The organism is Streptomyces violaceusniger Tu 4113, from assembly GCF_000147815.2.
In the GTDB taxonomy this organism is placed as follows: domain Bacteria; phylum Actinomycetota; class Actinomycetes; order Streptomycetales; family Streptomycetaceae; genus Streptomyces; species Streptomyces violaceusniger_A.
Map to the genome: position 1 here is coordinate 2,555,467 of NC_015957.1, position 21,755 is coordinate 2,577,221.

At 71.6% G+C, this 21,755-nt stretch carries 22 protein-coding genes and 2 pseudogenes; 9 read left to right on the forward strand and 15 right to left on the reverse strand.

Translation table 11 applies throughout. The features are described from left to right. Positions 1–47: 47 nt before the first annotated feature. The 4 genes from STRVI_RS11185 (at position 48) to STRVI_RS11200 (ending at position 5,336) form a co-directional block, all read left to right on the forward strand. Positions 48–1,271, forward strand: coding sequence for an aminotransferase class I/II-fold pyridoxal phosphate-dependent enzyme (locus tag STRVI_RS11185; RefSeq protein ID WP_014055758.1), 1,224 nt, complete (start codon positions 48–50; stop codon positions 1,269–1,271). Between the two features lie 565 nt (positions 1,272–1,836). Then, positions 1,837–3,081, forward strand: a complete 1,245-nt coding sequence (locus STRVI_RS11190) for an MBL fold metallo-hydrolase (protein ID WP_435532614.1) — start codon at positions 1,837–1,839, stop codon at positions 3,079–3,081. Positions 3,082–3,165: 84 nt separating this feature from the next. Beyond that, positions 3,166–4,251, forward strand: a complete 1,086-nt coding sequence (locus STRVI_RS11195; RefSeq protein ID WP_014055760.1) for a right-handed parallel beta-helix repeat-containing protein — start codon at positions 3,166–3,168, stop codon at positions 4,249–4,251. An 11-nt stretch (positions 4,252–4,262) separates the two neighbouring features. Next, positions 4,263–5,336 (forward strand): methyltransferase, encoded by a 1,074-nt coding sequence (locus STRVI_RS11200; RefSeq protein WP_014055761.1) that lies wholly within the window; start codon positions 4,263–4,265, stop codon positions 5,334–5,336. Between the two features lie 92 nt (positions 5,337–5,428). On the opposite strand, the gene STRVI_RS11205 is transcribed toward STRVI_RS11200, so the two are convergent. From STRVI_RS11205 to STRVI_RS11245, 9 genes are all read right to left on the reverse strand, one after another. Further along, positions 5,429–6,154, reverse strand: coding sequence for a class F sortase (locus STRVI_RS11205; RefSeq protein ID WP_014055762.1), 726 nt, complete (start codon positions 6,152–6,154; stop codon positions 5,429–5,431). A 138-nt stretch (positions 6,155–6,292) separates the two neighbouring features. Continuing rightward, entirely contained in the window at positions 6,293–6,862 is a 570-nt protein-coding gene (locus STRVI_RS11210) for a hypothetical protein (protein ID WP_014055763.1), read from the reverse strand. Positions 6,863–7,184: 322 nt separating this feature from the next. Beyond that, positions 7,185–7,520, reverse strand: coding sequence for a TcmI family type II polyketide cyclase (locus STRVI_RS11215; protein ID WP_014055764.1), 336 nt, complete (start codon positions 7,518–7,520; stop codon positions 7,185–7,187). Next, entirely contained in the window at positions 7,517–7,981 is a 465-nt protein-coding gene (locus STRVI_RS11220) for an SRPBCC family protein (RefSeq protein WP_014055765.1), read from the reverse strand. Before STRVI_RS11220 ends, STRVI_RS11215 begins: the two co-directional genes overlap by 4 nt. Before the next feature lie 2 nt (positions 7,982–7,983). Beyond that, positions 7,984–8,241: an acyl carrier protein gene (locus tag STRVI_RS11225; protein WP_014055766.1), complete on the reverse strand. Its 258-nt coding sequence runs from the start codon at positions 8,239–8,241 to the stop codon at positions 7,984–7,986. After that, positions 8,241–9,491, reverse strand: coding sequence for a ketosynthase chain-length factor (locus STRVI_RS11230; RefSeq protein WP_014055767.1), 1,251 nt, complete (start codon positions 9,489–9,491; stop codon positions 8,241–8,243). Before STRVI_RS11230 ends, STRVI_RS11225 begins: the two co-directional genes overlap by 1 nt. Further along, on the reverse strand, positions 9,488–10,756 hold the full coding sequence (locus STRVI_RS11235) for a beta-ketoacyl-[acyl-carrier-protein] synthase family protein (RefSeq protein ID WP_014055768.1): 1,269 nt from the start codon (positions 10,754–10,756) through the stop codon (positions 9,488–9,490). Before STRVI_RS11235 ends, STRVI_RS11230 begins: the two co-directional genes overlap by 4 nt. After that, on the reverse strand, positions 10,753–11,160 hold the full coding sequence (locus STRVI_RS11240) for a cupin domain-containing protein (RefSeq protein ID WP_014055769.1): 408 nt from the start codon (positions 11,158–11,160) through the stop codon (positions 10,753–10,755). The genes STRVI_RS11235 and STRVI_RS11240 overlap by 4 nt, the downstream gene beginning before the upstream one ends. A gap of 73 nt (positions 11,161–11,233) precedes the next feature. Further along, the gene (locus STRVI_RS11245) at positions 11,234–12,412 is read right to left on the reverse strand and encodes a SchA/CurD-like domain-containing protein (protein ID WP_014055770.1); all 1,179 of its coding nucleotides are present in this window, start codon (positions 12,410–12,412) and stop codon (positions 11,234–11,236) included. 165 nt (positions 12,413–12,577) lie between these two features. On the opposite strand from STRVI_RS11245, the gene STRVI_RS11250 reads away from it, so the two are divergent. Further along, the gene (locus STRVI_RS11250) at positions 12,578–14,221 is read left to right on the forward strand and encodes an FAD-dependent oxidoreductase (RefSeq protein WP_014055771.1); all 1,644 of its coding nucleotides are present in this window, start codon (positions 12,578–12,580) and stop codon (positions 14,219–14,221) included. 109 nt (positions 14,222–14,330) lie between these two features. Then, positions 14,331–14,424 (forward strand): annotated as a pseudogene (locus tag STRVI_RS56355) (IS982 family transposase); the annotation flags it as partial. A 125-nt stretch (positions 14,425–14,549) separates the two neighbouring features. Here the strand turns inward: STRVI_RS56355 and STRVI_RS52570 are convergent. Together STRVI_RS52570 and STRVI_RS11255 are read right to left on the reverse strand one after the other, a co-directional pair. Beyond that, positions 14,550–14,708 (reverse strand): hypothetical protein, encoded by a 159-nt coding sequence (locus tag STRVI_RS52570; RefSeq protein WP_167543200.1) that lies wholly within the window; start codon positions 14,706–14,708, stop codon positions 14,550–14,552. A 201-nt stretch (positions 14,709–14,909) separates the two neighbouring features. Continuing rightward, positions 14,910–15,302 (reverse strand): winged helix-turn-helix transcriptional regulator, encoded by a 393-nt coding sequence (locus STRVI_RS11255; protein ID WP_014055772.1) that lies wholly within the window; start codon positions 15,300–15,302, stop codon positions 14,910–14,912. 120 nt (positions 15,303–15,422) lie between these two features. On the opposite strand from STRVI_RS11255, the gene STRVI_RS11260 reads away from it, so the two are divergent. Together STRVI_RS11260 and STRVI_RS11265 are read left to right on the forward strand one after the other, a co-directional pair. Next, positions 15,423–16,250 carry an enoyl-CoA hydratase/isomerase family protein gene (locus tag STRVI_RS11260; RefSeq protein ID WP_014055773.1) on the forward strand — a complete coding sequence of 276 codons (828 nt, stop codon included), beginning with the start codon at positions 15,423–15,425 and terminating at the stop codon, positions 16,248–16,250. A gap of 227 nt (positions 16,251–16,477) precedes the next feature. Continuing rightward, positions 16,478–16,882 (forward strand): annotated as a pseudogene (locus tag STRVI_RS11265) (transposase); the annotation flags it as partial. Positions 16,883–16,967: 85 nt separating this feature from the next. Here the strand turns inward: STRVI_RS11265 and STRVI_RS11270 are convergent. Together STRVI_RS11270 and STRVI_RS11275 are read right to left on the reverse strand one after the other, a co-directional pair. After that, positions 16,968–17,639, reverse strand: coding sequence for a DedA family protein (locus tag STRVI_RS11270; RefSeq protein WP_014055775.1), 672 nt, complete (start codon positions 17,637–17,639; stop codon positions 16,968–16,970). After that, positions 17,639–18,421 carry an MBL fold metallo-hydrolase gene (locus STRVI_RS11275; protein WP_014055776.1) on the reverse strand — a complete coding sequence of 261 codons (783 nt, stop codon included), beginning with the start codon at positions 18,419–18,421 and terminating at the stop codon, positions 17,639–17,641. Before STRVI_RS11275 ends, STRVI_RS11270 begins: the two co-directional genes overlap by 1 nt. A gap of 190 nt (positions 18,422–18,611) precedes the next feature. Between STRVI_RS11275 and STRVI_RS11280 the strand changes: the two genes are divergently transcribed. Next, on the forward strand, positions 18,612–19,637 hold the full coding sequence (locus STRVI_RS11280; protein WP_014055777.1) for a dipeptidase: 1,026 nt from the start codon (positions 18,612–18,614) through the stop codon (positions 19,635–19,637). 10 nt (positions 19,638–19,647) lie between these two features. Here STRVI_RS11280 and STRVI_RS11285 read toward each other — a convergent pair whose 3' ends face one another. After that, positions 19,648–20,433, reverse strand: coding sequence for an alpha/beta fold hydrolase (locus STRVI_RS11285; RefSeq protein ID WP_014055778.1), 786 nt, complete (start codon positions 20,431–20,433; stop codon positions 19,648–19,650). After that, on the reverse strand, positions 20,430–21,608 hold the full coding sequence (locus STRVI_RS11290) for an FAD-dependent oxidoreductase (protein ID WP_014055779.1): 1,179 nt from the start codon (positions 21,606–21,608) through the stop codon (positions 20,430–20,432). The genes STRVI_RS11285 and STRVI_RS11290 overlap by 4 nt, the downstream gene beginning before the upstream one ends. Between the last annotated feature and the right edge of the window lie 147 nt (positions 21,609–21,755).

Here is a 21,755-nt window from a genome sequence, read left to right on the forward strand (position 1 = left end):
GACATACGCAGGCGGTGACGCGTCCGGCACGGGCGGAGGTGTGGCGAATGCAGCGGCAGTGGACCGCCCCGGCCCCGGCGGACCGGGACGACGGCGGGCTGCCGGTCCTCCCGGAGCTGCTCGACAGCTTCGTCGCGACGGCCGGTCACACCGCGCCGGAGCCGGTCGGCGGCTCGGCCGGACTGCGCTCGGCCGCCTGCGGCTACTGGTCGCGGCGCGGGCTGTGGACCGACCCGGAGCATGTCGTGGTCGCCCCCGGCGCCGAGCCGCTGCTGCTCGCGCTGCTCGCCTCGGCCCCCGGCGGCGATGTGCTGCTGCCCCGGCCCTGCGCCGCCTGGTACGCGCCGCTGGCGCGGCTGGTGAACCGGCGCGCCCACCACGCTCCCGTCCCGGCCGAATGCGGTGGGCTGCCCGATCCGTTCGCGCTGCTGGAGATCGTCCGCAGGATCCGCGCCGAGGGCGGGGTGCCCCGGGTCCTGCTGCTCTCGGTGGCCGATGACCCCACCGGCACCGTGGCCCCGCCCGAGCTGCTGCACGAGGTGTGCGAGGCGGCCGTGGCCGAGGGGCTGCTGATCGTCAGCGATGAGACCTGGCGGGACACCGTCCACCATCCGCATGGCACGGTGCTGCTCAGCCCCGCCGAGATGAGCCCGGAGAACGTGATCGTGCTCTCCGATCTGGTGGGCGCCTTCACCCCGGCGGGCTGGCCCGCCGCGATCGCCCGGTTCCCGGCCACCGAGCGCGGTGTGGAGCTGCGCGGCCGGGTGCTGTCCCTGCTCACCGCCGTACGCTCCGGGCTGCCCGCGTCCGTCGCCGCGGCCGCCGCGTACGCCCTCGGCGAGCCCGAGCCGGTCCGGGGCCGGATGGCCGCCGCGGCCCGGGCGCACGGGGCCGTGGCCGCGGCCGCCTACCGCGCGCTGACCGCCGTGGGGGCGCTGGCCCGCCCGCCGCAGGCCGGCCGCCATCTCTACGCCGACCTCGACGAGCTGCGCGGGGTGCTCGCCGCCCGTGGCATCACCGACTCGGTGGAGCTGGAGCGCGAGCTGGTGCGGCGGATCGGCCGGAGCGTGGCCGGGGGCCAACGCTTCGGCGACCCCCCGCACACGCTGCGCCTGCGGCTGGCGACCCTGCCGCTGCTGGGGGCGGCGGAGGAGTCGCGGCTGCGGGCGCTCCAGGCGCCCGATCCGCTGGAACTGCCCCATGTGGCGGCGGCGTTGGCCGCCTTCGAGACGGCCTTCCGGGACCTGATCGAGGACGGCCCGGTGGCCTGAGCCGCCCGGGACCGCCGCCATGACGCGCCGGCACGGAAGGGCCGGACCAGAGAGGGAAGGGAGCCAGGCCATGACCGACCACGCCGAGCAGGCCGACCCGGCAGAACCGGCCGAACGACCCCGCCCGCTCCCGGCCACGCCCGAGTCCGCTACCCGAGACTCGGCCGCCTCCGATCCGGCCGCCCCCGAGTCGGCAACGTCCGAGTCGGCAACGTCCGGTCCGGCGGCCCCCGGTCCGGCCACCTCCGGTCCGGCCGCCTCCGGTTCGGCGGCCCTCGGTCCGGTCGCCTCCGAGTCGGCCACTTCCGGTCCGGCCGTCCCCGAGGTGGCCACTTCCGAGCCATCCAGTCCCGGTCCGGCTGCCCCCGAGCCTGCCGCCTCCGGTTCGGCGGCCCTCGGTCCGGTCGCCTCCGAGTCGGCCACTTCCGATCCGGCCGTCCCAGAGGTGGCCACTGCCGAGCCATCCAGTCCCGGTGCGGCGGCCCCCGAGCCTGCCGCCTCCGGTTCGGCGGCCCTCGGTCCGGTCGCCTCCGGTTCGGGGGCCCCCGGTCCGGCCGTCCCCGAGGTGGCCACTTCCGAGCCATCCAGTCCCGGTGCGGCTGCCCCAGAGCCTGCCGCCTCCGGTTCGGCCGTCCCCGAGGCGGCCACTTCCGAGCCATCCAGCCCCGATCCGGCTGCCCCTGCTGCGGCGGCCCCCGAGTCGCCCACCTCCGGTCCGGCGGCCCCCGGGCCAGCCACCTCCGGTGCGGCGGCCCCCGGGCCAGCCGCCTCCGGTGCGGCGGCCCCCGGGCCAGCCGCCTCCGGTCCGGCGGCCCCCGGGCCAGCCAGCCCCGAGCCGACCGCCCCCCGTCCGCTGTACGAGGTCCGTCGCTGGCCGCGGTCGTTCGCTGATCGGCTCACCTCCCCGCTGCCGGGGGTGCGGGCCGTGGCCCGGCTGGCTCGGGAGGGGCGGCTCAGAGCGTCCGTGGAGTCGCTCCGCCAGATCCCCGAGCTGCCCTTCGAACCGGGGCCGCTGCCGCTCCCCGCCCCCGGCCGGACCGCGGTCACCTGGGCCGGGCACGCCAGTTGGGTGGTGCGGATCGGCGGGCTCACCGTGCTCACCGATCCGGTCTGGGCCCGCAGGATCCTCGGCACCCCGGCCCGGGTCACCCCGGTGGGGGTCCGCTGGGAGGATTTGCCGCCCGTCGACGCGGTCGTCATCAGCCACAACCACTACGACCATCTGGACGCACCCACGGTCAAGCGGCTGCCGAGGGCGACGCCGGTCTTCGTCCCGGCCGGGCTCGCCGGCTGGTTCCGGACCCGCGGATTCACCCGGGTGACCGAGCTCGACTGGTGGGAGGCGGCCGAACTGCCCGGCGAGGACGGCCCGGTCCGCTTCGACTTCGTCCCGGCGCACCACTGGAGCAAGCGCACTCTCACCGACACCTGCCGCTCGCTGTGGGGCGGATGGGTCATCACCGCGCCCGGCGGCCGGCGGGTGTACTTCGCCGGGGACACCGGCTACGGCCACTGGTTCCGGCAGATCGGCCGCCGTTACCCGGGCATCGATCTGGCGCTGCTGCCCATCGGCGCCTATGAGCCGCGCTGGATGCTGGAGGGGGTGCACACCGATCCGGAGGACGCCGTACGGGCGCATCAGGACCTGGGGGCGCGGGTGCTGGCGCCCATGCACTGGTCGACCTTCCTGCTCTCGGCCGAGCCGCCCCTGGAGCCGCTGCGCCGGATCCGCGCGGCCTGGGAGACCACCGGCCGCCCGCGCGAGGAGCTGTGGGATCTGCCGGTCGGGGCCTCGCGCGTGCTCGAATAGGGGGCCAAGTGGGGGAATGTCGTGCATAGGTGACAAAAGGATCATAAGTGGCGAGTGGTGCGGAGCCCACCTAGCTTCCTGTTCATGCGCACTCTGAAACTTCGTCACCTCGCAGGCCTCACGGCCGTCCTCGTCATCGAACTCGCCCAGCTCCCCGGAGCCCACGCCGCCCCCGTCGACCCCGCCGACCAGGCCGCGACCCGTCATGTGGTGCAGCCGGGTCAGTCCGTCCAGGCCGCCGTGGACGCGGCCAAGCCCGGCGACACCATCGAGCTCCGGCCCGGTACCTACCGGGAGAACATCCAGATCACCACCGACCGGCTGACCCTGCTCGGCGCGGGCGAGAGCACCGTGCTCTCGCCGGCCGCGAAGCCGTCGGACAACGCCTGTGGCGCGGCCGGTCACGGCATCTGCGTCACCGGGACGGCCGAAGACCCCGTCTCGGATGTACGGATCGGCTCACTGAAGGTCACCGGCTTCGCCAAGAACGGCATCTGGGGCTCCGGCACCGACCGGATGACCGTGCGGAACACCGTCGCCGAGGACAACGGCCAGCAGGGCATGGGCCAGGAGATGTCCACCCGCGGCACCTTCGCCGACAACGTCTCGCGGAGCAACAAGCAGTCCGGCATCTTCCTGGCCAACACCATGGACGCCGAGGGCGGCGCCACCGACGCCCTGGGCACGCTGGTCGCCGGCAACCAGCTCAGCGGCAACCGGACCGGTGTCGTGGTCCGCCGGCTGCGCGACCTCACCGTCGAGGGGAACACCATCACCGGCAACTGCGCCGGGGTGTTCGTCGTCGGCGACGAATCGACCCCGCGCGCCGGGGACCTGAACGTCCGCCACAACTCCGTGTACGAGAACAACGCCTACTGCGAGGCCACCGACCGGCTCCCCTTCATCCAGGGCGCCGGCATCGTGCTCACCGGCACCGAGGGCACCCGGGTGACGGGCAATCAGGTGACCGGCAACGTGGGCACCTCGCCCATGTCCGGCGGGATCGTGCTGTTCACCAGCACCGTGGGCGCCCCCAACGCCAAGAACGCCATCAGCCGCAACGTGATGAGCGGCAACAAGCCCGCCGACCTGGCCGACCGGGACAAGGGCCCCGACAACACCTTCACCGACAACGTGTGCGAGCTGTCCGCGCCCACGGGCCGGTGCTGAGAGGCGACGTCATGACCACTGTGGACACCACCACCCCCGCGGCCGCGGCACAGCCCCCACCGGCCGCGCTCCCGCCGCCCATGCAACTGCGGGAGATCGTCTTCGGCGCCGCACGGGCGGCCTCCGTGCGTGCCGCGGTCCGGCTGCGGATCGCCGACGCGCTGGGGGAACAGCCCGCCTCCATCGGCGAACTGGCCTCCGCCGTGGACGTCGAGCCCGATCCGCTGCGCCGACTGCTGCGCTCCCTGGCCTGCTGTCAGATCTTCGCCGAGACCGCGGACGGCCACTTCCGGCACACCGAGACGTCCCGGCTGCTGCGCGAGGACACCCCGGGCAGTCTGCGGAACATCGCCCTGTGGTGCACCGAGCCGTGGACCTGGGAGGCGTGGCCGCTGCTGGACCGGGCGGTGCGCGGCGGCGGCTGTGTCGTCAATGAGATCTACGGCAAGGACTTCTTCGCCTATCTCCATGAGGACGCGCCGGAGTCGGCCCGGGTGTTCGACGCCGCGATGACCACCTCCAGCCGGCAGTCCGCCGCCGATGTCGCCGCCTTCCTCGACCTCGACGGGGTCAAGGACGTGGTGGACATCGGCGGCGGCCAGGGCCATGTGCTGGCCAGTCTCCTGGAGCGCCATCCGGCGCTGCAGGGCGCGCTGCTGGATCTGCCGCAGGTGGTGGCGAACGCCGATCCGCGGCTGCGGGACGGCGGGCCACTGGCCTCGCGGGCGACGCTGGTGCCCGGCGACTGCCGTCGTGAGGTCCCCGTCGAGGCCGACCTCTACATCATCAAGAACATCCTCGAATGGGACGACGAGAGCACCCGCCGGACGCTCGCCAACGTGGTCGCGGCGGCGCGGCCCGGCGCCAGGGTGGTCGTCATCGAGAACCTCGTCGACAACAGCCCCTCCTCCTTCACCACGGCGATGGACCTGTTCCTGCTGCTCAATGTGGGCGGCCGGAAGCACACCGAGGACAGCATGGTGACGCGGATGACCGAGGCCGGTCTGAACGTGACCGACATCCGGCCGGTCAACGGCGCGCTGCACGCCTTCGACTCCACGGTGCCCGCCACGGGCCGCCGCTAGCCGCATACGCCACGCCACGGTGCCCGCGTCGTCCGTCCCCGGCGACGCGGGCACCGTGGCGTGTGCTCGGCTTGTTTGTCGTTGTTGGTCCGTCAGCTGTAGCGGTACGAGCTGAGGTGTGCGAACACCACCACATTGGCCGTGTAGTCCTTGGCCGTGTGGTCATAGGCCCCACCGCAGGTGATCAGCCGTAGCTGGGCGTTGGGGGTGTCCCCGTACACCTTCTGGTCCGGGAAGTCGTTTTTCTTGAACGTCTTGATCTTGTCGACGACGAAGCTCGCGACGATCCCGTCCTCGCGGGTGATGTCCACCTTGCCCTGCAGCTTGAGCTGGCTGAGGGTGGCGAACACCGCCGGGCCGATCTTGGTGTCCACATGCCCGGCCACGATGGCGTTGCCGCGTTCACCGGGGGAGGGGCCGCCCTCGTACCAGCCCACCAGGTTCTGCTCGGTGTCCGGCGGCGGGACCAGCACACCCGACGCGTCCAGCGAGATGGGGGTGAAGGGCGCGCTCACGCCGATCGAGGGGATGTCCAGATGGGATGCGGGGGAGCGCGGCAGCGCGGGTCCGGGACGGGACTCGGGGGCGGCCGTCGACTCCGGGGAGTCCGCGTAGTCGTCCTCGGCCGAAGTGTCGTTCTCCGGTTCGGAGATGGACGCCGGGGCGCTGGCCGTGGGCCGGGCCGACGCCGGGGTGTTCTGGGAGACGGCGTCGACGGAGTTGTAGATGAGGAATACGCCGATGAGGGCCGACGCGGCGCCCCAGCGGAGGATGCGGGTGTTGCTGTCGGCAGCGCCCTGCTTGGCCGGCTTTCCCATAGGGGTGTTCGCCTTTCTCACAGCGCCTTTCTTACAGTGCTTTTCTCACAGCCGCTTTTCACAGCGCTCGTGGCGCTGCCGTGGCACCACCGCTCGGCGGAGGTGCCACGGCAGCACGGAATTACGAAAGCGTCAGGCTCAGATCGCGGTGCCGGTCGGCTTGCGACGACGCAGGGCGTAGGCGCCGGCGCCGAGACCACCGAGGAGCAGGACGGAGCCGGCGGCCATGCCGCTGCCCGTGGTGGCCATGCCGCCACCACCGGTGTGGACACCACCGCGCGGCTTGTCGCCCTTCTCGTGGTCCTTCCAGGAGCCGCCGGACCAGTCGTGGTCGCGCTCCCGGCCCTCGTCCTTGCCGTGGTCGAAGTCGCGGCCCTCGTCCTTGCCGTGGTCGAAGTCGCGGCCCTCGTCCTTGCCGTGGTCGAAGTCGCCGCCCTCGTCCTTGCCCTTCATCTCTTCCTTGCCGTGGTCTTCCCGGCCGTCCTCGCGACCGTGGTCTTCCCGGCCGTCCTCGCGGCCGTGGTCGTCCTTGTCCTTCCAGGAGCTGCCGCCCTGGCCGTAGCCGTCCTCGGAGGACTCCTGGCTGCTCGAGTACCCACCGTGACCGCCCGGGTCCGAGACGTCGGCGGCGAACGCGGCGGCGGGGGCGCCCAGGGTCAGGGTGGCGGCAATCGCCGCCCCGGTGAAGAGCGCGCGAGTAGATCGCATGAGTCATTCCTTCCGGCGCCGTCACGATACTGACTATTTGCCAGATAAAGGGATCGCATCGGCGTCTTAACCACCGTCAGCGAAGAGGGCTTCCCCTGCCACTCGGCGCGGCCTGCGATCTGCTCGGTTGTAAGCCCTCTGGGTGTAGATAAGCGCAATGATCACTCATTTGCCGCGCGAATGGACTGACGTCCTTTCACCTTTTCAGCAGACATCATTCCGATGAGCCCAGTAGTGTGAGATTTTCGCTGACGGGGCATAAGGAAAGGGCCGCCGGGAGCTGTGAACTCCGTCGGCGGCCCCGTGCGGCGGGACGCGTCCGCTAGCCCGCGTCGCGCTCCCAGCGGTAGAACTCATGCGCCATGGCGTCCTTGGGCTCGCGCCACGTCGCCGGGTCGTACGCCTGCATATACGGCTGGAGGCGGGCGCTGACGTCGCGGAACTCCGGGTGCTTGGCGTACTTGGTGACCTCGGTGGCCGGCGGCCGGTCGGCCTCGATCAGATGCAGATACACATCGCCGAACTGGAAGAGGCTGCGGCCGGTGACGCCGATCAGTTTGGGCAGTTCGCCGCGGTCGGACTCCGCGAAGATCTTGGCCACCTGGGGGGCCGCGTCCCGCTGCATCTTGGCGACGATCATGGTGCGGTACACGCTCATGCCCTCACCGTCTCCCGGGCCCGCTGCTCGATCTTGTCCCGGATCAGATCCATCTGGATACGGGAGTTGCGGTTGATGTGGTCGGTCATCGTGGGGTCGTCGACCGGCGCGTCGGGCCGCATCTCGAAGTCCTGGGTCCAGCGCATGCGGGTGCCCTCGGACTCCTCCTCGTACTCCCAGCGGATGTTCATGTACGCGAAGGGGCCGGGCTCGACGCGCCGCGCCCATACCGTGCGTACATCGCGGGCCGTCTCCCGCTCCGAGACCCAGCTCCAGACCTTGCCGTCCTCATCGGGGTGCATGGTGAGGCGGAAGGTGGTGGTGTCCCCGGTCCGCTGGAGCACCTCGACCGAGGCGTACTCGCTGAAAAGCTGCGGCCAGTTCTCCAGGTCGTTGGTCATGTTCCAGACGAGGTCGAACGGCGCCTTGATCATGACCTCGTTGTCGGTGTGGCCTGCCATCTTCATGCTCCTGAGGTAAGTGAGGTGTTGATGACGTCGAGGAAGTCCCCGGGGGTCTTGCAGCTTTCGGCACCCGGCTCGATCGGGGTGCCGTACCGGTTCTCCAGCTCACCGACGATGGCGAGCAGGCCAAGCGAGTCCAGGCCGTACTCCTCGAAGGTGGAGTCCGGCCGGGTCTGCATCGTGTCCGGATCGACGGTGAGCCCGGCGCACCGCTTCATCAGCGTGGCCAGTTCCCCATAGGACAGTTGACTGGACATCAGTAATCTCCTTCCGGTCCGCGGAGCACGAGCGCCGCGTTGCAACCCATGAGCCCTCGGCTGAGCACCAGCGCCGTCCGCGGCTCGGCCGGGCGGGAGCTGCGGGTGACCAGGTCGAGCTCATGGCAGACGTCGGTGACGTACGGGGTCGGGGGCACGACGCGGTGCTCCATGGAGAGCACGGCGGCCACCACGTCGAGCGTGGGCGCCGCGCAGTGCACCCGGCCGAAGCCGGTCTTCGGCGCGGTCACCGGGACCCGGGTGCCGTGCGGCCCGAGGGCGTCGGCGATGGCCAGCGCCTCGGCGCGGTCGGCCTCGGGCACGCCGAGCGCGTCGGCGAAGACCATGTCGATCTCCTCCGGCGCGCACTCCGCGTCCTCCAGGGCGACGCGGATGGCCTGGGCGAGCCCCTCCCGGGACCGCTCCCACCGGGAGGCCCCGGTGAAGGTGGAGCCGTACCCCGCGATGAAGCCCCGGATCGGCACCCCGCGGCGCCGGGCGGCCCCCTCCTCCTCCACGACCAGCATCGCCCCGCCCTCCCCGGGCGCGAATCCGCAGGCGTCCTCGGTGAACGGCAGATAGGCCCGGCCCGCGTCGCGGGCCCGGCTGAGCTCGTCCCAGCCGAGCATGCAGACGATGGAGTACGGGGCCAGCGATGCCTCGGAGGCGCCGGCCACCATCGCGTCCGCCCCCCGCCGGATGGACCGGCGGGCGTGCGCGAGCGCGTCCAGACCGCCGGCCTCGTCGTTGGCCACCACCCCGCAGGGGCCCTTGAACCCGTTCCGGATGGAGACCTGGCCGGTGCTGGCCGCGTAGAACCACGCGATGGACTGGTACGGGCCCACATAGCGCGGCCCCTTGCCGTAGAGCTGCTGCAGCTCGCGCTGGCCGAACTCGCCGCCCCCGGAACCGGAGGCGGTCACCACGCCGACCGCGAACGGCGACATGTCGTCCACCGGCAGCCGGGCGTCGTCCAGCGCGAGATCGGCCGCGGCCATCGCGAAGTGGGTGAAGCGGTCGGTCTGGACGAGGAAGCGCTCCTCGATCATCGACCCCGGATCGAAGCCGCGGACCTGGCCGCCGATCCGGACCGGGAAGTGGCCGCTGCCCTCGCGGGAGATCCGGTCGAGGCAGGGGATCCCCTCCCGGGTCGCCTTCCAGAAGTCGTCGGTGCCCACCCCGTTGGGGGCGATCACCCCGAGGCCCGTGATGGCCGCGCCCCGGTTCCGGGTGTTCATCGCCGCGTTCATGCCGCCCTCCCGTCCGTCCGGCCCAGCACCACCGCGGACTGGAAGCCGCCGAACCCGCTGCCGACCGACAGCACATTGCGCAGCGGGAGGGCGCGGGCGGTGCGCGGGACATAGTCGAGGTCGCATTCGGGGTCGGGGGTCTCGTAGTTGGCCGTCGGCGGCACCACGCCATGGGCGAGCGCCATGGCGCAGGCGACCACCTCGATGGCGCCGATCGCCCCCAGGGAATGGCCCACCATGGACTTGATCGAGCTCATGGGGGTCTTGTACGCGTGCTCGCCCAGGGACCGCTTCACGGCCGCCGTCTCATGCCGGTCGTTCTGCTTGGTGCCCGAGCCGTGCGCGTTGACGTAGTCGATCTCGTCGCTGTTGACGCGGGCGTGGCCGAGCGCGTGGTCGATCGCCTCGGACATCTCCAGTCCCTCCCGCGTCAGACCGGTCATGTGGTACGCGTTGCCGTACGTGGCGAAGCCCCGGAACTCGCAGTAGGCCCGCGCCCCTCGGGCCCGGGCGTGCTCCAGCTCCTCCAGCACCAGCACGGCGGCGCCCTCGCCGAGGACGAAGCCGTCCCGGTGGGCGTCGAACGGCCGGGACGCGGTGGCCGCGTTGTCGTTGTTCGCCGAGGTGGCCTTGATCGAGTCGAAGCAGGCCACGGTCAGCGGGGTGATCGGCGAGTCCGCGGCCCCGGCGATGCACACATCGGCCCGGCGCTCCTCGATCGCCTGGAAGGCGTATCCGATCGCGTCGAGACCGGAGGTGCAGCCGGTGGAGACGGACTGCACGGGGCCCTGCGCACCGGTCAGCTCCGCCACCCCGGAGGACAGTGCGCTCGGGGAGAAGGCGTGCTGCAGATGCGGACCCGCCTTGCGGTGGTCCACGTCCCAGTGCTCTCCGGCATCGCTGACCTTGACGTAGTCCTGCTCCAGCCGGGTGGAGGCGGCGACCGCGCTGCCCAGGGAGACCCCTATCCGCCAGGGGTTGAGCGCCTGGAGGTCCAGCCCGGCGTCCCGGACCGCTTCCTTGGCCGCCACCAGCGCGAACTGCACATAGCGGTCCGAGCGTTCGATCTGCTCGAAGGTCAGACCGCCGGCCAGCGGGTCGAAGTCGCATTCGGCGGCGATCCGGGAGCGGAACCGCTCCGCGTCGAAGAGCGTGATGTTGCGGGTGGCCGTACGGCCCGCGGTGAGCATGTCCCAGAACGCCGGAACGCCCAGGCCCCCGGGGGCGACGACGCCGAGCCCGGTGACCACCACCCGTCGGGTCACGACGTCGCCTCGGCGGGTTCGGCGGACTCCGTGTCCACATGACCGAGCTCGGGGCGCGGCGCCAGGGGCCCGAGGTGGAAGACCATCCGGGCCTCGGTGCTGCCCACATTGCGGAACCGGTGCCGCACATTGATGGGGATCAGCATCGCCTGGTCGGGGCGGAGCGGATGCGCCTCGCCGTCCAGGTCCACCTCCATGTCGCCGCTGACGACGTACACGAACTCCTCGGAGTACGGGTGGTAGTGCTCGGTGACCCGTTCACCGGGCCCCACGATGGCCATCCCCATGAAGCCGCTCGTGGCGCCCACCAGCGGCGGTGTGAGCATGGCGCGCACATCGCCACCGCGCCGGCGGTTGGGGGCGACCGCGGCGAGGTCGACGACGAGAGGGGAGTGCGTGGTCATGATGAGTTCCTCCAGGTAGCGTTGCGCGGTCCGCGCCACAGGGGGTGGGAAGGTGCGAAGGGGGAAGGGGTCGTCAGTGGTCCGCCGCTTGGCGGTCGGTGATCGGGGTCATGTCGCAGTCGGCGAGGAAGCGGCGCAGCCCGTCGTCCATGGAGAGGTCGATCACCGCCCCGTCCGCCCCGAGGTCGAGGAGACGGCCCAGCACGGCGGCCGCCCGCCGTCCGCTCACACCGGCCGCCATGGCGGGGTGCCGGTCCAGCGGCACGCTCAGGTCCACCAGCCGGACCACGATGTCGTCACGCTGGAAGATGGTGCTGCTCAGCAGGGTCTTGGCGGACTGCTCCGCGGTCATCTCCTTGTTCACCGCCAGCTCGTCCTGCCGGGCCAGCAGACTGGCCACCGCCGGTCCGCAGCCGGCCTTGACCGGGTAGAGCAGGGCGTGCCGGTGGACGCCCTGGGCGGGGCGCGGGCCGCCGGTCGTCATGTGGTGGACCACCGGAAGCGACGCCCGGGCGAAGAACTCCCGTGCCGAGCTGGGGTCGTCGAGGTTGCGGTCCTCCTCCAGATACGGATTGATGGCCTCCTCGACGGCCTTGATCTCCGGCTGCCGGGCCACGAAGCGCAGTGCCGCGGTCAGGTCGCCCTTGACCTCCACGGCCCGCACGACCCGGTTGCCGCTCATGAAGACGGAGGTGCGGGAGAGCCGGGTGGTCTGGTCGACCCGCGCCTCCGGTGAGGCGTAATCGGCGAGGATCTTGGCGACGCTGTCCTCGCTGCCGGGGTTCACGGTGAAGGTGAGCGCCTGCCGGACCAGCCCGTCGCCGACCCGCAGCGCGGCGTCGACACCCCGGGTGGTGACATCGACCGGCGCGGATCCGGCGGTCAGGGTCTCCCGCAGAATGCTGAACCGCAGCGAGCGGGTGTCCTCGACACAGCCGTGGAAGGGCTTGACCATCTCCCGGTGCGCGGGAGAGTCCACCCAGGCCAGGAACGGCGGGGCGCTTTCCCATTCGCTGGTGATCAGCCACTGGGAGGGATTCTCGATCGACTGGCAGAGCTGGTCGCTGATGTGCCCGGGCACCGCGGCCACCTGTCGGGACAACTGGTCATAGGCATGTAGAAAGCGCTGCTCGGCACCGCTGTTGACCTGCACCAGCAAGACGACGCGCAATCTGGTGTCGGTGAGCGCGGATTCCACGGTCGTCGGCGATTGGCTCACCATGGTCTCCGGAATGTCGGACAGGGTGCTCATATACCACTCCTTATTTCGCGGACGCGTCCTTCCGGGCATCGAGGACACCCGCCCGTTAGACGATCGTGGGGCGCACCCACCAATGGCGCGAGATATGTGAGCCATCCGAGCGAACGCCTCGTCAGCGTCTCGGAAGAGCCCGGAAGCACCGGGCATAGCAGCACAATGAACCGTCTTGCCGACAATGCTGAGCGTGTGCCCGTCCTCATCGCGGGCGGCTCCCTGGTGGGCCTGTCCGCCTCACTGTTCCTGGGCCGACTGGGGATCGGTCATCTACTGGTCGAAAAACACCCGCGCACCTCGCACCACCCGCGCGGACGGGGGAACAACATCCGGACGATGGAGCTGTTCCGCACCGCCGGAGTGGAGTCCGCGATCCGCGAGGCCGCGTCCGTCCTGGCCGACAACCACGGAATTCTGCAGACCCCGTCCCTGACCGGCGCGGAGGGCAACTGGCTCTTCCGGGAAATGGACCCGGGTGGCAAGGCCGCCCGGATCAGCCCTGCCGGATGGTGCCTGTGCAGCCAGAACGACCTGGAGCCGGTGCTGCTGAGCGCGGCCCAGGGGCTCGGTGGCGATCTGCGGTTCTCCACCGAGCTGATCTCCTTCGAGCAGGACGCGGACGGGGTCACCGCCGTGCTCCTGGACCGCAGATCCGAACGGCGCTCCACGGTCCGCGCCGACTACCTCATCGCCGCCGACGGCCCCCGCAGCCCGGTGCGCGAGGCGCTCGGCGTCGAGCACAGCGGACGCGGCGAGCTGTTCCACAACGTGTCCATCACCTTCCGCGCCAAGCGGCTCGCGGACGCGGTCGGGGACCGCCACTTCATCGCCTGCTACCTCACCAACCCGGAGGCCGACGGGGCGCTGCTGCCCGTCGACAACCAGGAGCAGTGGGTCTTCCACGCCCCCTGGCACCCCGAGCGCGGCGAAGCACTGGAGGAGTTCACCGACGAGCGCTGCGCCCAGCACATCCGTACCGCCGTCGGCATGCCCGACCTGGAGGTGGAGGTCACCGGAAAGGCGCCCTGGCACGCGGCCGAGCGGGTGGCCGACCGCTACTCCGACGGCCGGGTCTTCCTCGCCGGGGACTCCGCGCACGAGATGTCGCCCACCGGCGCCTTCGGCTCCAACACTGGTATCCAGGACGCCCACAACCTGGCGTGGAAGATCGCCGCCGTCATGGGCGGCTGGGCGGGCCCCGGGCTGCTGGAGACCTACGGCGTGGAGCGGCGGCCGGTCGCCCAGGCCACCAGCGCCCGCGCCGCCGCCCGTTCGGCCGAACACAGCCACCCCGGCTACTCGGCACCGGCCACCGAGGACCGGGGCCCGCAGAGCAACGTCATGGCCGTCGCCATGGGCTACCGCTATGTGCGCGGCGCGGTCGTCGGCGCCGACCCCGCCGCGCCCGCGGTGCCCGACCACTTCACGGTCTCGGCCGAACCCGGCAGCCGCGCACCCCATATGTGGGTGCACCGCTGCGGGGTGCGGCTGTCCACCCTCGACCTGTACGAGCGCACCTGTGTGCTGCTCACCGGGCCGGGCGGCGCCTCCTGGTACGAGGCGGGCCACCGCGCCGCCGACGCCCTCGGCGTACCGCTGGACTGCTACCGGGTGGGCGACGGACCGGACCATGAACTCGCCCCCGAACCGGGCGTGGACTGGGCCGAACTGCACGGCACCGCCCCGGACGGAGCGGTCCTGGTCCGCCCCGACGGCTTCGTCGCCTGGCGGGTGGAACGCTCGGTGCCCGACCCGGAGGCCGCGCTGACGCGTGCGCTGCGCGGGGTGCTGCGGCTGGACGGCTGACCCCGCCCCTTCCCGGAGGCCATCGGTGTCCGGACGCCACCCCGCTTCCGGGTGCCACCCGCCCGGGGCTGTGGGACGGGGCGCCGGGCGCCGGGCCGGGGGGCGCCCCGGCCGTCCACCGCAGTTGACAGACTCTGAACCCGTCTGCCTCGCCGTTGCTCAAGCAATGCTGGGCTTCACCTCGGAGTCCCGGTTCCACCGCGGTGCCGTGCGGCATGTCGAGGTCGACGGGGAAGCGGTCGGCCCTGGCCCTGGCCGGTTGGGCCGGATACGGATACGGAAAACGTCGCTGGGCCCCGCCCCTGACAGGGCGGGGCCCAGCGGCAGGTCAGTCGGCGTCTGCTCCTTTCAGGAGGAGTTCGTCCCCGGCGGGGAAGCGGGCCGTGCCGCCCTCCTCCCAGGTGACCACGACGGCTGTCCCGCCCATTGGCCCCTGCGCGGTCGACGCCTCCTTGACCGTGCGCCACTCGCCGTCGTAGCCGATCACGTCACCCGGACTGATCAGGGCAGCGCGCTTACACCGGGGCCGCGGCCCTCAGTTCTTCGATGAACGACACCATCGGCACCGTCTCCCCAACTGTCACGGCTCTCCGCATGAGCTTGAGTCGCCGGTCGCGGTCGGCGGACGGCACAGGTCACCGGGCCGTGCAGGTGCCGCTCGCTCCGGCTCGGCTTCATGGCCGTGGTGTCAGCGCGGGGCTCGCTGGTCGTAGTCGCGCTGGCGTGCTTGGATCTCGGAGGCGTTTGCGACGGTCCAGTCGTAGAGGTGAGCGAACGGCTCGCGCAGGGATTCGCCGAGGGAGGTCAGCGAGTATTCGACGCCGACCGGCGAGGTCGGCAGCACGCGGCGTTCGACCATCCCGTTGCGTTCGAGCCGACGCAAGGTCTGCGTGAGGACGCGTTGCGTGACGCCATCGAGGCGGCGCTTGATCTCGTTGAACCGACGTGGTTCGACCAAGACCGCCATCACCATCATCGACCACTTGTCGGCGATCTGATCGAGGATCGGCCGGCTCGGACAGTCGGACCGGAACACCACGTCGTGCTCGGCGATGGCCCGGTAGATCTCAGAAGTGGCCATGGCGGTATCCTCCACGATCCCTAGGATGCCTGAAGTGCGTTATTGACGCAGGTCAAACACGGTTTCACAGTAGGTATACAACAGGAACCAGATTCCTGCCAGATACCTAGGGGCGAAGCCATGGGCCACGACGCCTACCAAACCTTGCAGGTCAGCCAGAAGGACGGAGTCGCGCACGTCACGATCGACAACCCGCCGGTCAACGTCCTCAGCGTCGCGGTCATGACCGATGTGCGGCGCCTGCTCACCACGCTGGCCAGCGACGACACCGTACGCGTGATCGTGTTCGACAGCGCGGACCCGGACTTCTTCCTCGCCCACGTCGACATGACCGCCACCCCGGACGCCCTCGCCGGACTCATGGCCGACCTGCCGGACGGAGTCAACGTCTTCCAGGCCGTCGGGGAGCAACTACGCCGCCAGCCTCAGGTGACCATCGTCAAGCTCGCAGGCAAGGCGCGCGGCGGCGGAGCCGAGTTCGTCGTGGCCGCGGACATGGCGTTCGCAGCGATCGGCAAGGCCGGGCTCGGCCAGATCGAAGCCCTCATGGGCATCGTCCCCGGCGGCGGCGGCACGCAGTACCTCACCGAGCGCCTCGGCCGTAACCGTGCCTTGGAGATCGTGCTCGGCGCCGACCTGATGGACGCCGAGACCGCGGAGCGGTACGGCTGGGTCAACCGAGCCGTCCCCGCCGACCAGCTCGACACGTTCGTCGACCGCCTCGCCGGTAACATAGCCGCGTTGCCCGGCGGCGTCGTCGCGGCAGCCAAGCGCGCCATCGCCCTTCGCGATCATTCTGATGGCCTGGCGCGGGAGAACGACGCCTGGGCCGGGCTCGTATTCCGCCCCGCCACAGCACAGCTCATGGGCGCCGGGCTGGCCAACGGCGCCCAGACCCGGGACGGCGAACAGGACCTCGAGGGTCTGTTCCGCGATCTCGCCGGGTAGCTGAATGAGCGCCTGTGCCAAGTCACATGCCTTGTTGGTGACAACCAGACTGCTTCGACTGTTCCGCTTCGCCGGCTCACGCGGCTCCGCAGGTGACGACTCCTGGGCTTCGGCTCAGTGACGGTTCTTGATCGTTGCGGTACGACGTCGTCATGCGGTACGCGCATGGGGGCGGGCTGACGCCCAAGGAGCAGGAAAAGCGGGAGTGGGTGCGTCTTGAGGCGGCGCGCCGGGGCGAGCCGAAGGCGTTCTCCTGGCGCCAGTACCGCGACCTGATCGTCATGACCCACATTCAGCTCGGCACCCCGGTGGTGTGGTGCTGGGACAACCTGAACGTGCATCTGGTGAAGGAGCTGGCGGACTTCGCCGAGGAGCACAAGGACTGGTTACGCATCTTCCAGATGCCCTCCTACGCGCCGGAGCTGAGCCCGGCCGAGGGGATCTGGTCGTTGCTCAAGCGGCATCTGGCCGACTTCCCCGCCGCCGACCTCGCCCACCTGACCCGTGTGATCAAGCGGAAGCTCAAGAAGATCCAGTACCGGCTCCACCTGGTCGACGGCTGTCTGCCACCCACCGGTCTGACCATGGACGACGACGCGATCAGACGGCCGGACTCCACGAGTTCAACCTGAGTAACCGAGCCGACTGGCCGCCTCGGGGTCGACGTTCTGGCCGGTACGACGGCGGCTGCCCGGCTCCGGCTCGCAGGGGGCGCCGTCAGCCCGCCGCCTCGCTTCGGGCGTCGCCCGCGGTGCGGCGTCGTAGCCGTCGCCACAGCGCGGGGGCCGTGCTGATCACCACCGTCAGCACCACGGCCGCTGCCACGCCCTCCCATGGTTCGGGGAAGAGCGAGCCGCCCAGGATGCCGATCAGTTGATACGTCGCCGCCCAGGCCAGTGCCGCGGGTGCGGCGCCGCGGGCGAATCTGCGCAGTGGCCAGCGTGCCAGCAGGCAGGCCAGCATCACCGGTATCCGCCCCGCGGGAATCAGCCGGGACAGCACCAGGACCGCCACGCCGTGCTCCTCCAGCCGAGCCTGTGCCTGGTCCAGCCGTTCCGGTGCCGCGTGGTCGTGGATTCGTTCCAGCCATCGCGAGCCGTTCTTCGAAGCCACCCCGCGCCGCCCGAGCCAGTAGAGCATCACGTCGCCCGAGAAGGCCGCCAGCGAGGCCACCCCGAAGACCACCAGCAGCGACAGCGGGGGAGCGGTCTGGTGGATGGCGACCACCGCGGCCGAGGAGACCACCGCACCGGTGGGCACCACCGGCACCAGCGACCCGAACACCACCAGCAGGAACAGCGAGGGATACCCCACCGCCTGCTGGGTCGACTCGGACGGCACGCTCCGGGCCAGATCGACCACGTCCGCCAGCTTCGCCAGATCCCCCATCACCTGGCGGGCTCCAGCCGGACGCACTCCCCGTGCCCCAGCCGGTGCACCACCGTGTCGGGGGCCAGCCGCCCGGCGTGGCGCACGAAGTCGTCGCCGGGGGTGTGGAATTCATGCGGACGGATCGCGTCCATGCCGATCGGCCAGTACGTCCCGTAGTGCACCGGCACCGCGCACCGCGCCCCCAGCCGGGCCAGCGCTTGTGCCGCGCGGCCCGCGTCGAGATGGCCGGGGCCGAGGTAGGGCCCCCAGCCGCCGACCGGGAGCAGTGCCACATCGCATTCGCCCACCGCCTCCGCCATCCGGTCGAACAGCCCGGTGTCGCCCGCGAAGTACGTGGTCGATTCGCCGCTCAGCACATACCCCAGCGCGGGCACCCGGCTCGGCCCGTACGGCAGCCGCCGCCCGTCGTGCTCGGCCGGTACCGCCCGGATCCGCACCTCGCCGACCGTGCACACATCACCCGGTGCCATCTCGGTCACCCGCAGCCCCCGCGCCGCCACCACCCGCCGCAGCCCGGGCACCGCCCGCCCGGCCCCGCGCGGCACCACCAGCCGGGTGCCGGGCAGCAGTTTGGCCAGCGAGCCGGGGTGCAGATGGTCGGCGTGCAGATGGGAGACCAGTGCCACGTCCGCCACCGCCGCGGCCGCCGGTGGCACGGCCCCCCGGCGGCGCCGCAGATGCGCCAGGCGCCGTACGAACAGGGGGTCGGTCAGCACCCGCACCCCGGAGTCCCACACGGTCGCGGTGGCGTGCCCCCACCAGGTGATCTCCACCGACATCTCCCGCCTCCGTCCCTCGGGCCCGTCCGTCCGATCCTCTCACCCGGCCGACGGGCTCGGGGATTCCGCCCGCCGCCGTCGCACCGAAATCCCATGGCTCGGCGGCAGGCGCGTACGTCACGATGGCCGACGCCGCTTCCCGTCCCACGAACGTTCCGCGAACGTCCCACGAAAGGCCACCGTCGTCCTTATGAGCCGTGAGCTTCACCAGCGCGCCGTCGTCGCCGACGCCCACAACGACCTGCTGATCGCCGTCACCGCCCGCCCACCGCACCGCTGGGCCGGTTACTTCCGGGAGCGCTGGCTGCCGCAACTCCGCGAGGGCCGAGTGGATGTGCAGGTGCTGCCGGTCTTCATCGACGACCGGTTCCGCCCCGAGGGCGCGCTGCGCGAGACGCTGCGGATGATCGAGTGCGCCCACACCCTCGCCGAGGGCAACGCCGACGAGGTACGGCTGTGCCTGGACGGCGACGACATCGACGCAGCCCTCGCCGACGGCCGGATCGCCCTGGTGCTCGCGCTGGAGAGCGCCCCCGGGCTGGACGCGAACGTGGAGCTCCTCCCGACCCTCCACCGCCTCGGGGTGCGCATCGCCTCGCTCGCCCACTGGGGCCGCACCGCCCTGGCCGACGGCAGCGGTGAGGACGCCACCGGGAGCCGGCTCACCGAGGCCGGGGTCCTGGCGCTGAGGGAGATGGAGCGGCTGGGCATCCTCTTCGACGTCTCCCACCTCGGCGCCTCCGGGGTCGCCCATGTGCTGGAGCTGGCCACCCGCCCCGTACTGGCCACCCACTCCTCCGCCCGCGCGCTCCTGGACCACCATCGCAACCTCACCGATGAGCAGCTACGCGGGATCGCCGCGACCGGCGGCATGGTGTGCGTCAACTTCCTCGGCGAGTTCCTGGCCACCGCCCAGGCCGATCGCACGGTGGACCGGCTGGCGGATCACATCGTCCATATCGCCGAGGTGATCGGCGTCGGCCGTGTGGGTCTGGGGCCGGACTTCATCAAGGAGGTCATCGGCGACACCACCCCGCCCTGCTGCGAGGACGTGGAGTATGCCCGGCTGCTGGTCCCCGGCCTGGAAGGCCCCCGCGGACTGCCTCTGGTGACCGAGGCGCTGGTCCGAAGGGGCCTTCCCGAGGGGGACGTCGAGAAGATCCTCGGCGGCAATGTGCTGGAGCTCTTCCGCAAGGAGCTGGGACGCCCCGCCTGACGGATGCCTGCTACCGCACGATGGCGGCCGCGAAGGCGTCGATCGCGGCGAACGTGGCCTCCGGGGCCTCCCGGGTGGGAATGTGGCCCGCGCCCGGGATCAGCTCGAACCGCGCCCCCGGGATGGCGGCGGCGTACGCGCGGCCGAAGTCGGGCGGGACGGCGGTGTCCTGCTCCCCCCACACCGCGAGGGCGGGCACGCTCACCCGGGCCAGCCGGTGCAGCAGCTTCGGATCGGACCTTGTCGGGCCCGCGTAGGTCGCCAAAGCCTGGAGGGCCGCGGGCGAGGGGCCTCGGCGCGGTGCCGATGCCGATGCCGGTGCGCCGGAGCCCTGACCGGGCGGCGGTCCGAGCGGGCCGGGCGGGCCGGGCGGTGCGGTGGGGAATTGCACCTCGTGCCCCTCGATATGCGGTCCGAAGGCGCCCATGATGACCAGCCCGCCGATGCGGCGGGCCCGGTCGCGCACGGTCATCTCGGCGGCGACCCAGCCGCCGAACGAGGCGCCGACGACCAGGACATCGCGCAGGTCGCGGTCGTCCAGCAGGTCCAGATAGGTCTCGACGAGGTCGCCCACGTCCGAGAACCACTCGGGCCGCGGGGTGTCCTCCCAGCCCGGATGGGTCGGCGCCAGCACCCGGGAGGTGGCGGCGAAGTGGTCCACGATGCCGGTCACGGAGGCGGGTCCGCCGCCGCCGTGCAGGACGAGAACGGGCCGGCCCGCGCCCACGTCCCGCACCGTCAGGGGCAGGCCGGGGTAGGGCTCGATGGTGAATCCGGTGGTCTGGTGGGTGGTCATCGGGCCTCACCGCCGGAGCCGGAGGTGACCGCGGTGAAGGTGTCGCAGGCGATCCGCAGCCCGTCCGGGCGGAAGAAGCCGGTGAGGTTGTCGGCGGATTGCGCGGCCGCCTCTTCGGCGCGCGGGAACATGGGTGTCTCGTAGGCGTTCAGAGCCGTCTCCAGGTCGTTGTGGGTGGTGAGGGCGAGGGCGAGTTCCGCGCCGTCGAGCATGGCGAGGTTGGCGCCCGCCCCCGCGAAGGGGGACATCAGATGGGCGGCGTCGCCCACGAGCGTGACGCCGGGCGTCCGGTCCCAGCGATGGCCGATGGGCAGGGCGTGGATGGGCCGGGGGACGAGCGGGCCGTCACTGTCGGCGATCAGGGCGCGCAGCCCCTCGTCCCAGTCGGGGAAGAGGTCCAGCAGCCGCTTCCTGGCCGCCACCGGGTCCGCCGGGTCGATCAGGCCCGAACGGCTCCACTCCTCCGGCGCCTTGGCCGCGGCGTAGACGCGGATGCGGTCGCCGCCGTTGCGCTGGGCGATCAGCCCCTTCTCGTCGGCCAGGGCGAACATCGTTCCCCGGCCGACGAGTTCGGCGACGGCGGGGTGCCGGGCGTCGACGTCGTGCAGCAGACAGTCCACGTACGAGACCCCCGAGTAGACCGGGTCGGCGTCGGACACCAGGGGCCGGACCCTGGACCACGCCCCGTCCGCGCCGACCAGCAGATCCGTCTCGACGGTCCGGCCGTCGGACAGGGTGAGCGTGGGCCGGCCCGCCACGCCGAGGGCGACCGCGCGCACCTTGTGGCCCCAGCGGACCGTCCCCTCGGGCAGCGAGCCCAGCAGCAGATCCCGCAGCGCCCTGCGGTCGATCTCGGGCCGCTCTTTTCCCTCGTCTCGCTCGCCCGGTTCCGGCGCGGGGCTGCGGAAGCCGACGGCGGCGTCCTTGTCGAGCAGCCGCAGCTCCCCGTCCTCGGGGCGGCTGAGCGGCCGGAACTCCTCCAGCAGACCGGCGTGCAGCAGCGCCCGCTGACCGGACTCGGGATCCAAGTCCAGCGAGCCGCCCTGGTCGCGTGCGGTCGCCGAGGCGTCCAGTTCGTAGACGGTCGAGGCGATGCCGTGGACGTGCAGAACGCGCGCCAGCGTCAGCCCGCCAAGACCTCCTCCGACGATGGCGATACGAGGTGCTCCGGACATGGCAATGCCTCCCTGGTTCGGCGCTGGCTCGGCGCCGGTGCGCGGCGATGGGATGAGCGTAGGGTGACGAACACGTTCGTGGCAAACACGTTCGTGACGAACGCGTCTGTGACGAACACATCTGTGACGAACGCGTTCGCAGGCAGG

Coding starts and splice junctions, on each gene's coding strand:
- STRVI_RS11185 (WP_014055758.1), top strand. CDS start 48: ATGCAGCGGCAGTGGACCGCCCCGGCCCCGGCGGACCGGGACGACGGC.
- STRVI_RS11195 (WP_014055760.1), top strand. CDS start 3,166: ATGCGCACTCTGAAACTTCGTCACCTCGCAGGCCTCACGGCCGTCCTC.
- STRVI_RS11200 (WP_014055761.1), top strand. CDS start 4,263: ATGACCACTGTGGACACCACCACCCCCGCGGCCGCGGCACAGCCCCCA.
- STRVI_RS11205 (WP_014055762.1), bottom strand. CDS start 6,154: ATGGGAAAGCCGGCCAAGCAGGGCGCTGCCGACAGCAACACCCGCATC.
- STRVI_RS11210 (WP_014055763.1), bottom strand. CDS start 6,862: ATGCGATCTACTCGCGCGCTCTTCACCGGGGCGGCGATTGCCGCCACC.
- STRVI_RS11215 (WP_014055764.1), bottom strand. CDS start 7,520: ATGAGCGTGTACCGCACCATGATCGTCGCCAAGATGCAGCGGGACGCG.
- STRVI_RS11220 (WP_014055765.1), bottom strand. CDS start 7,981: ATGGCAGGCCACACCGACAACGAGGTCATGATCAAGGCGCCGTTCGAC.
- STRVI_RS11225 (WP_014055766.1), bottom strand. CDS start 8,241: ATGTCCAGTCAACTGTCCTATGGGGAACTGGCCACGCTGATGAAGCGG.
- STRVI_RS11230 (WP_014055767.1), bottom strand. CDS start 9,491: ATGAACGCGGCGATGAACACCCGGAACCGGGGCGCGGCCATCACGGGC.
- STRVI_RS11240 (WP_014055769.1), bottom strand. CDS start 11,160: ATGACCACGCACTCCCCTCTCGTCGTCGACCTCGCCGCGGTCGCCCCC.
- STRVI_RS11245 (WP_014055770.1), bottom strand. CDS start 12,412: ATGAGCACCCTGTCCGACATTCCGGAGACCATGGTGAGCCAATCGCCG.
- STRVI_RS11250 (WP_014055771.1), top strand. CDS start 12,578: ATGAACCGTCTTGCCGACAATGCTGAGCGTGTGCCCGTCCTCATCGCG.
- STRVI_RS11255 (WP_014055772.1), bottom strand. CDS start 15,302: ATGGCCACTTCTGAGATCTACCGGGCCATCGCCGAGCACGACGTGGTG.
- STRVI_RS11260 (WP_014055773.1), top strand. CDS start 15,423: ATGGGCCACGACGCCTACCAAACCTTGCAGGTCAGCCAGAAGGACGGA.
- STRVI_RS11270 (WP_014055775.1), bottom strand. CDS start 17,639: ATGGGGGATCTGGCGAAGCTGGCGGACGTGGTCGATCTGGCCCGGAGC.
- STRVI_RS11275 (WP_014055776.1), bottom strand. CDS start 18,421: ATGTCGGTGGAGATCACCTGGTGGGGGCACGCCACCGCGACCGTGTGG.
- STRVI_RS11280 (WP_014055777.1), top strand. CDS start 18,612: ATGAGCCGTGAGCTTCACCAGCGCGCCGTCGTCGCCGACGCCCACAAC.
- STRVI_RS11285 (WP_014055778.1), bottom strand. CDS start 20,433: ATGACCACCCACCAGACCACCGGATTCACCATCGAGCCCTACCCCGGC.
- STRVI_RS11290 (WP_014055779.1), bottom strand. CDS start 21,608: ATGTCCGGAGCACCTCGTATCGCCATCGTCGGAGGAGGTCTTGGCGGG.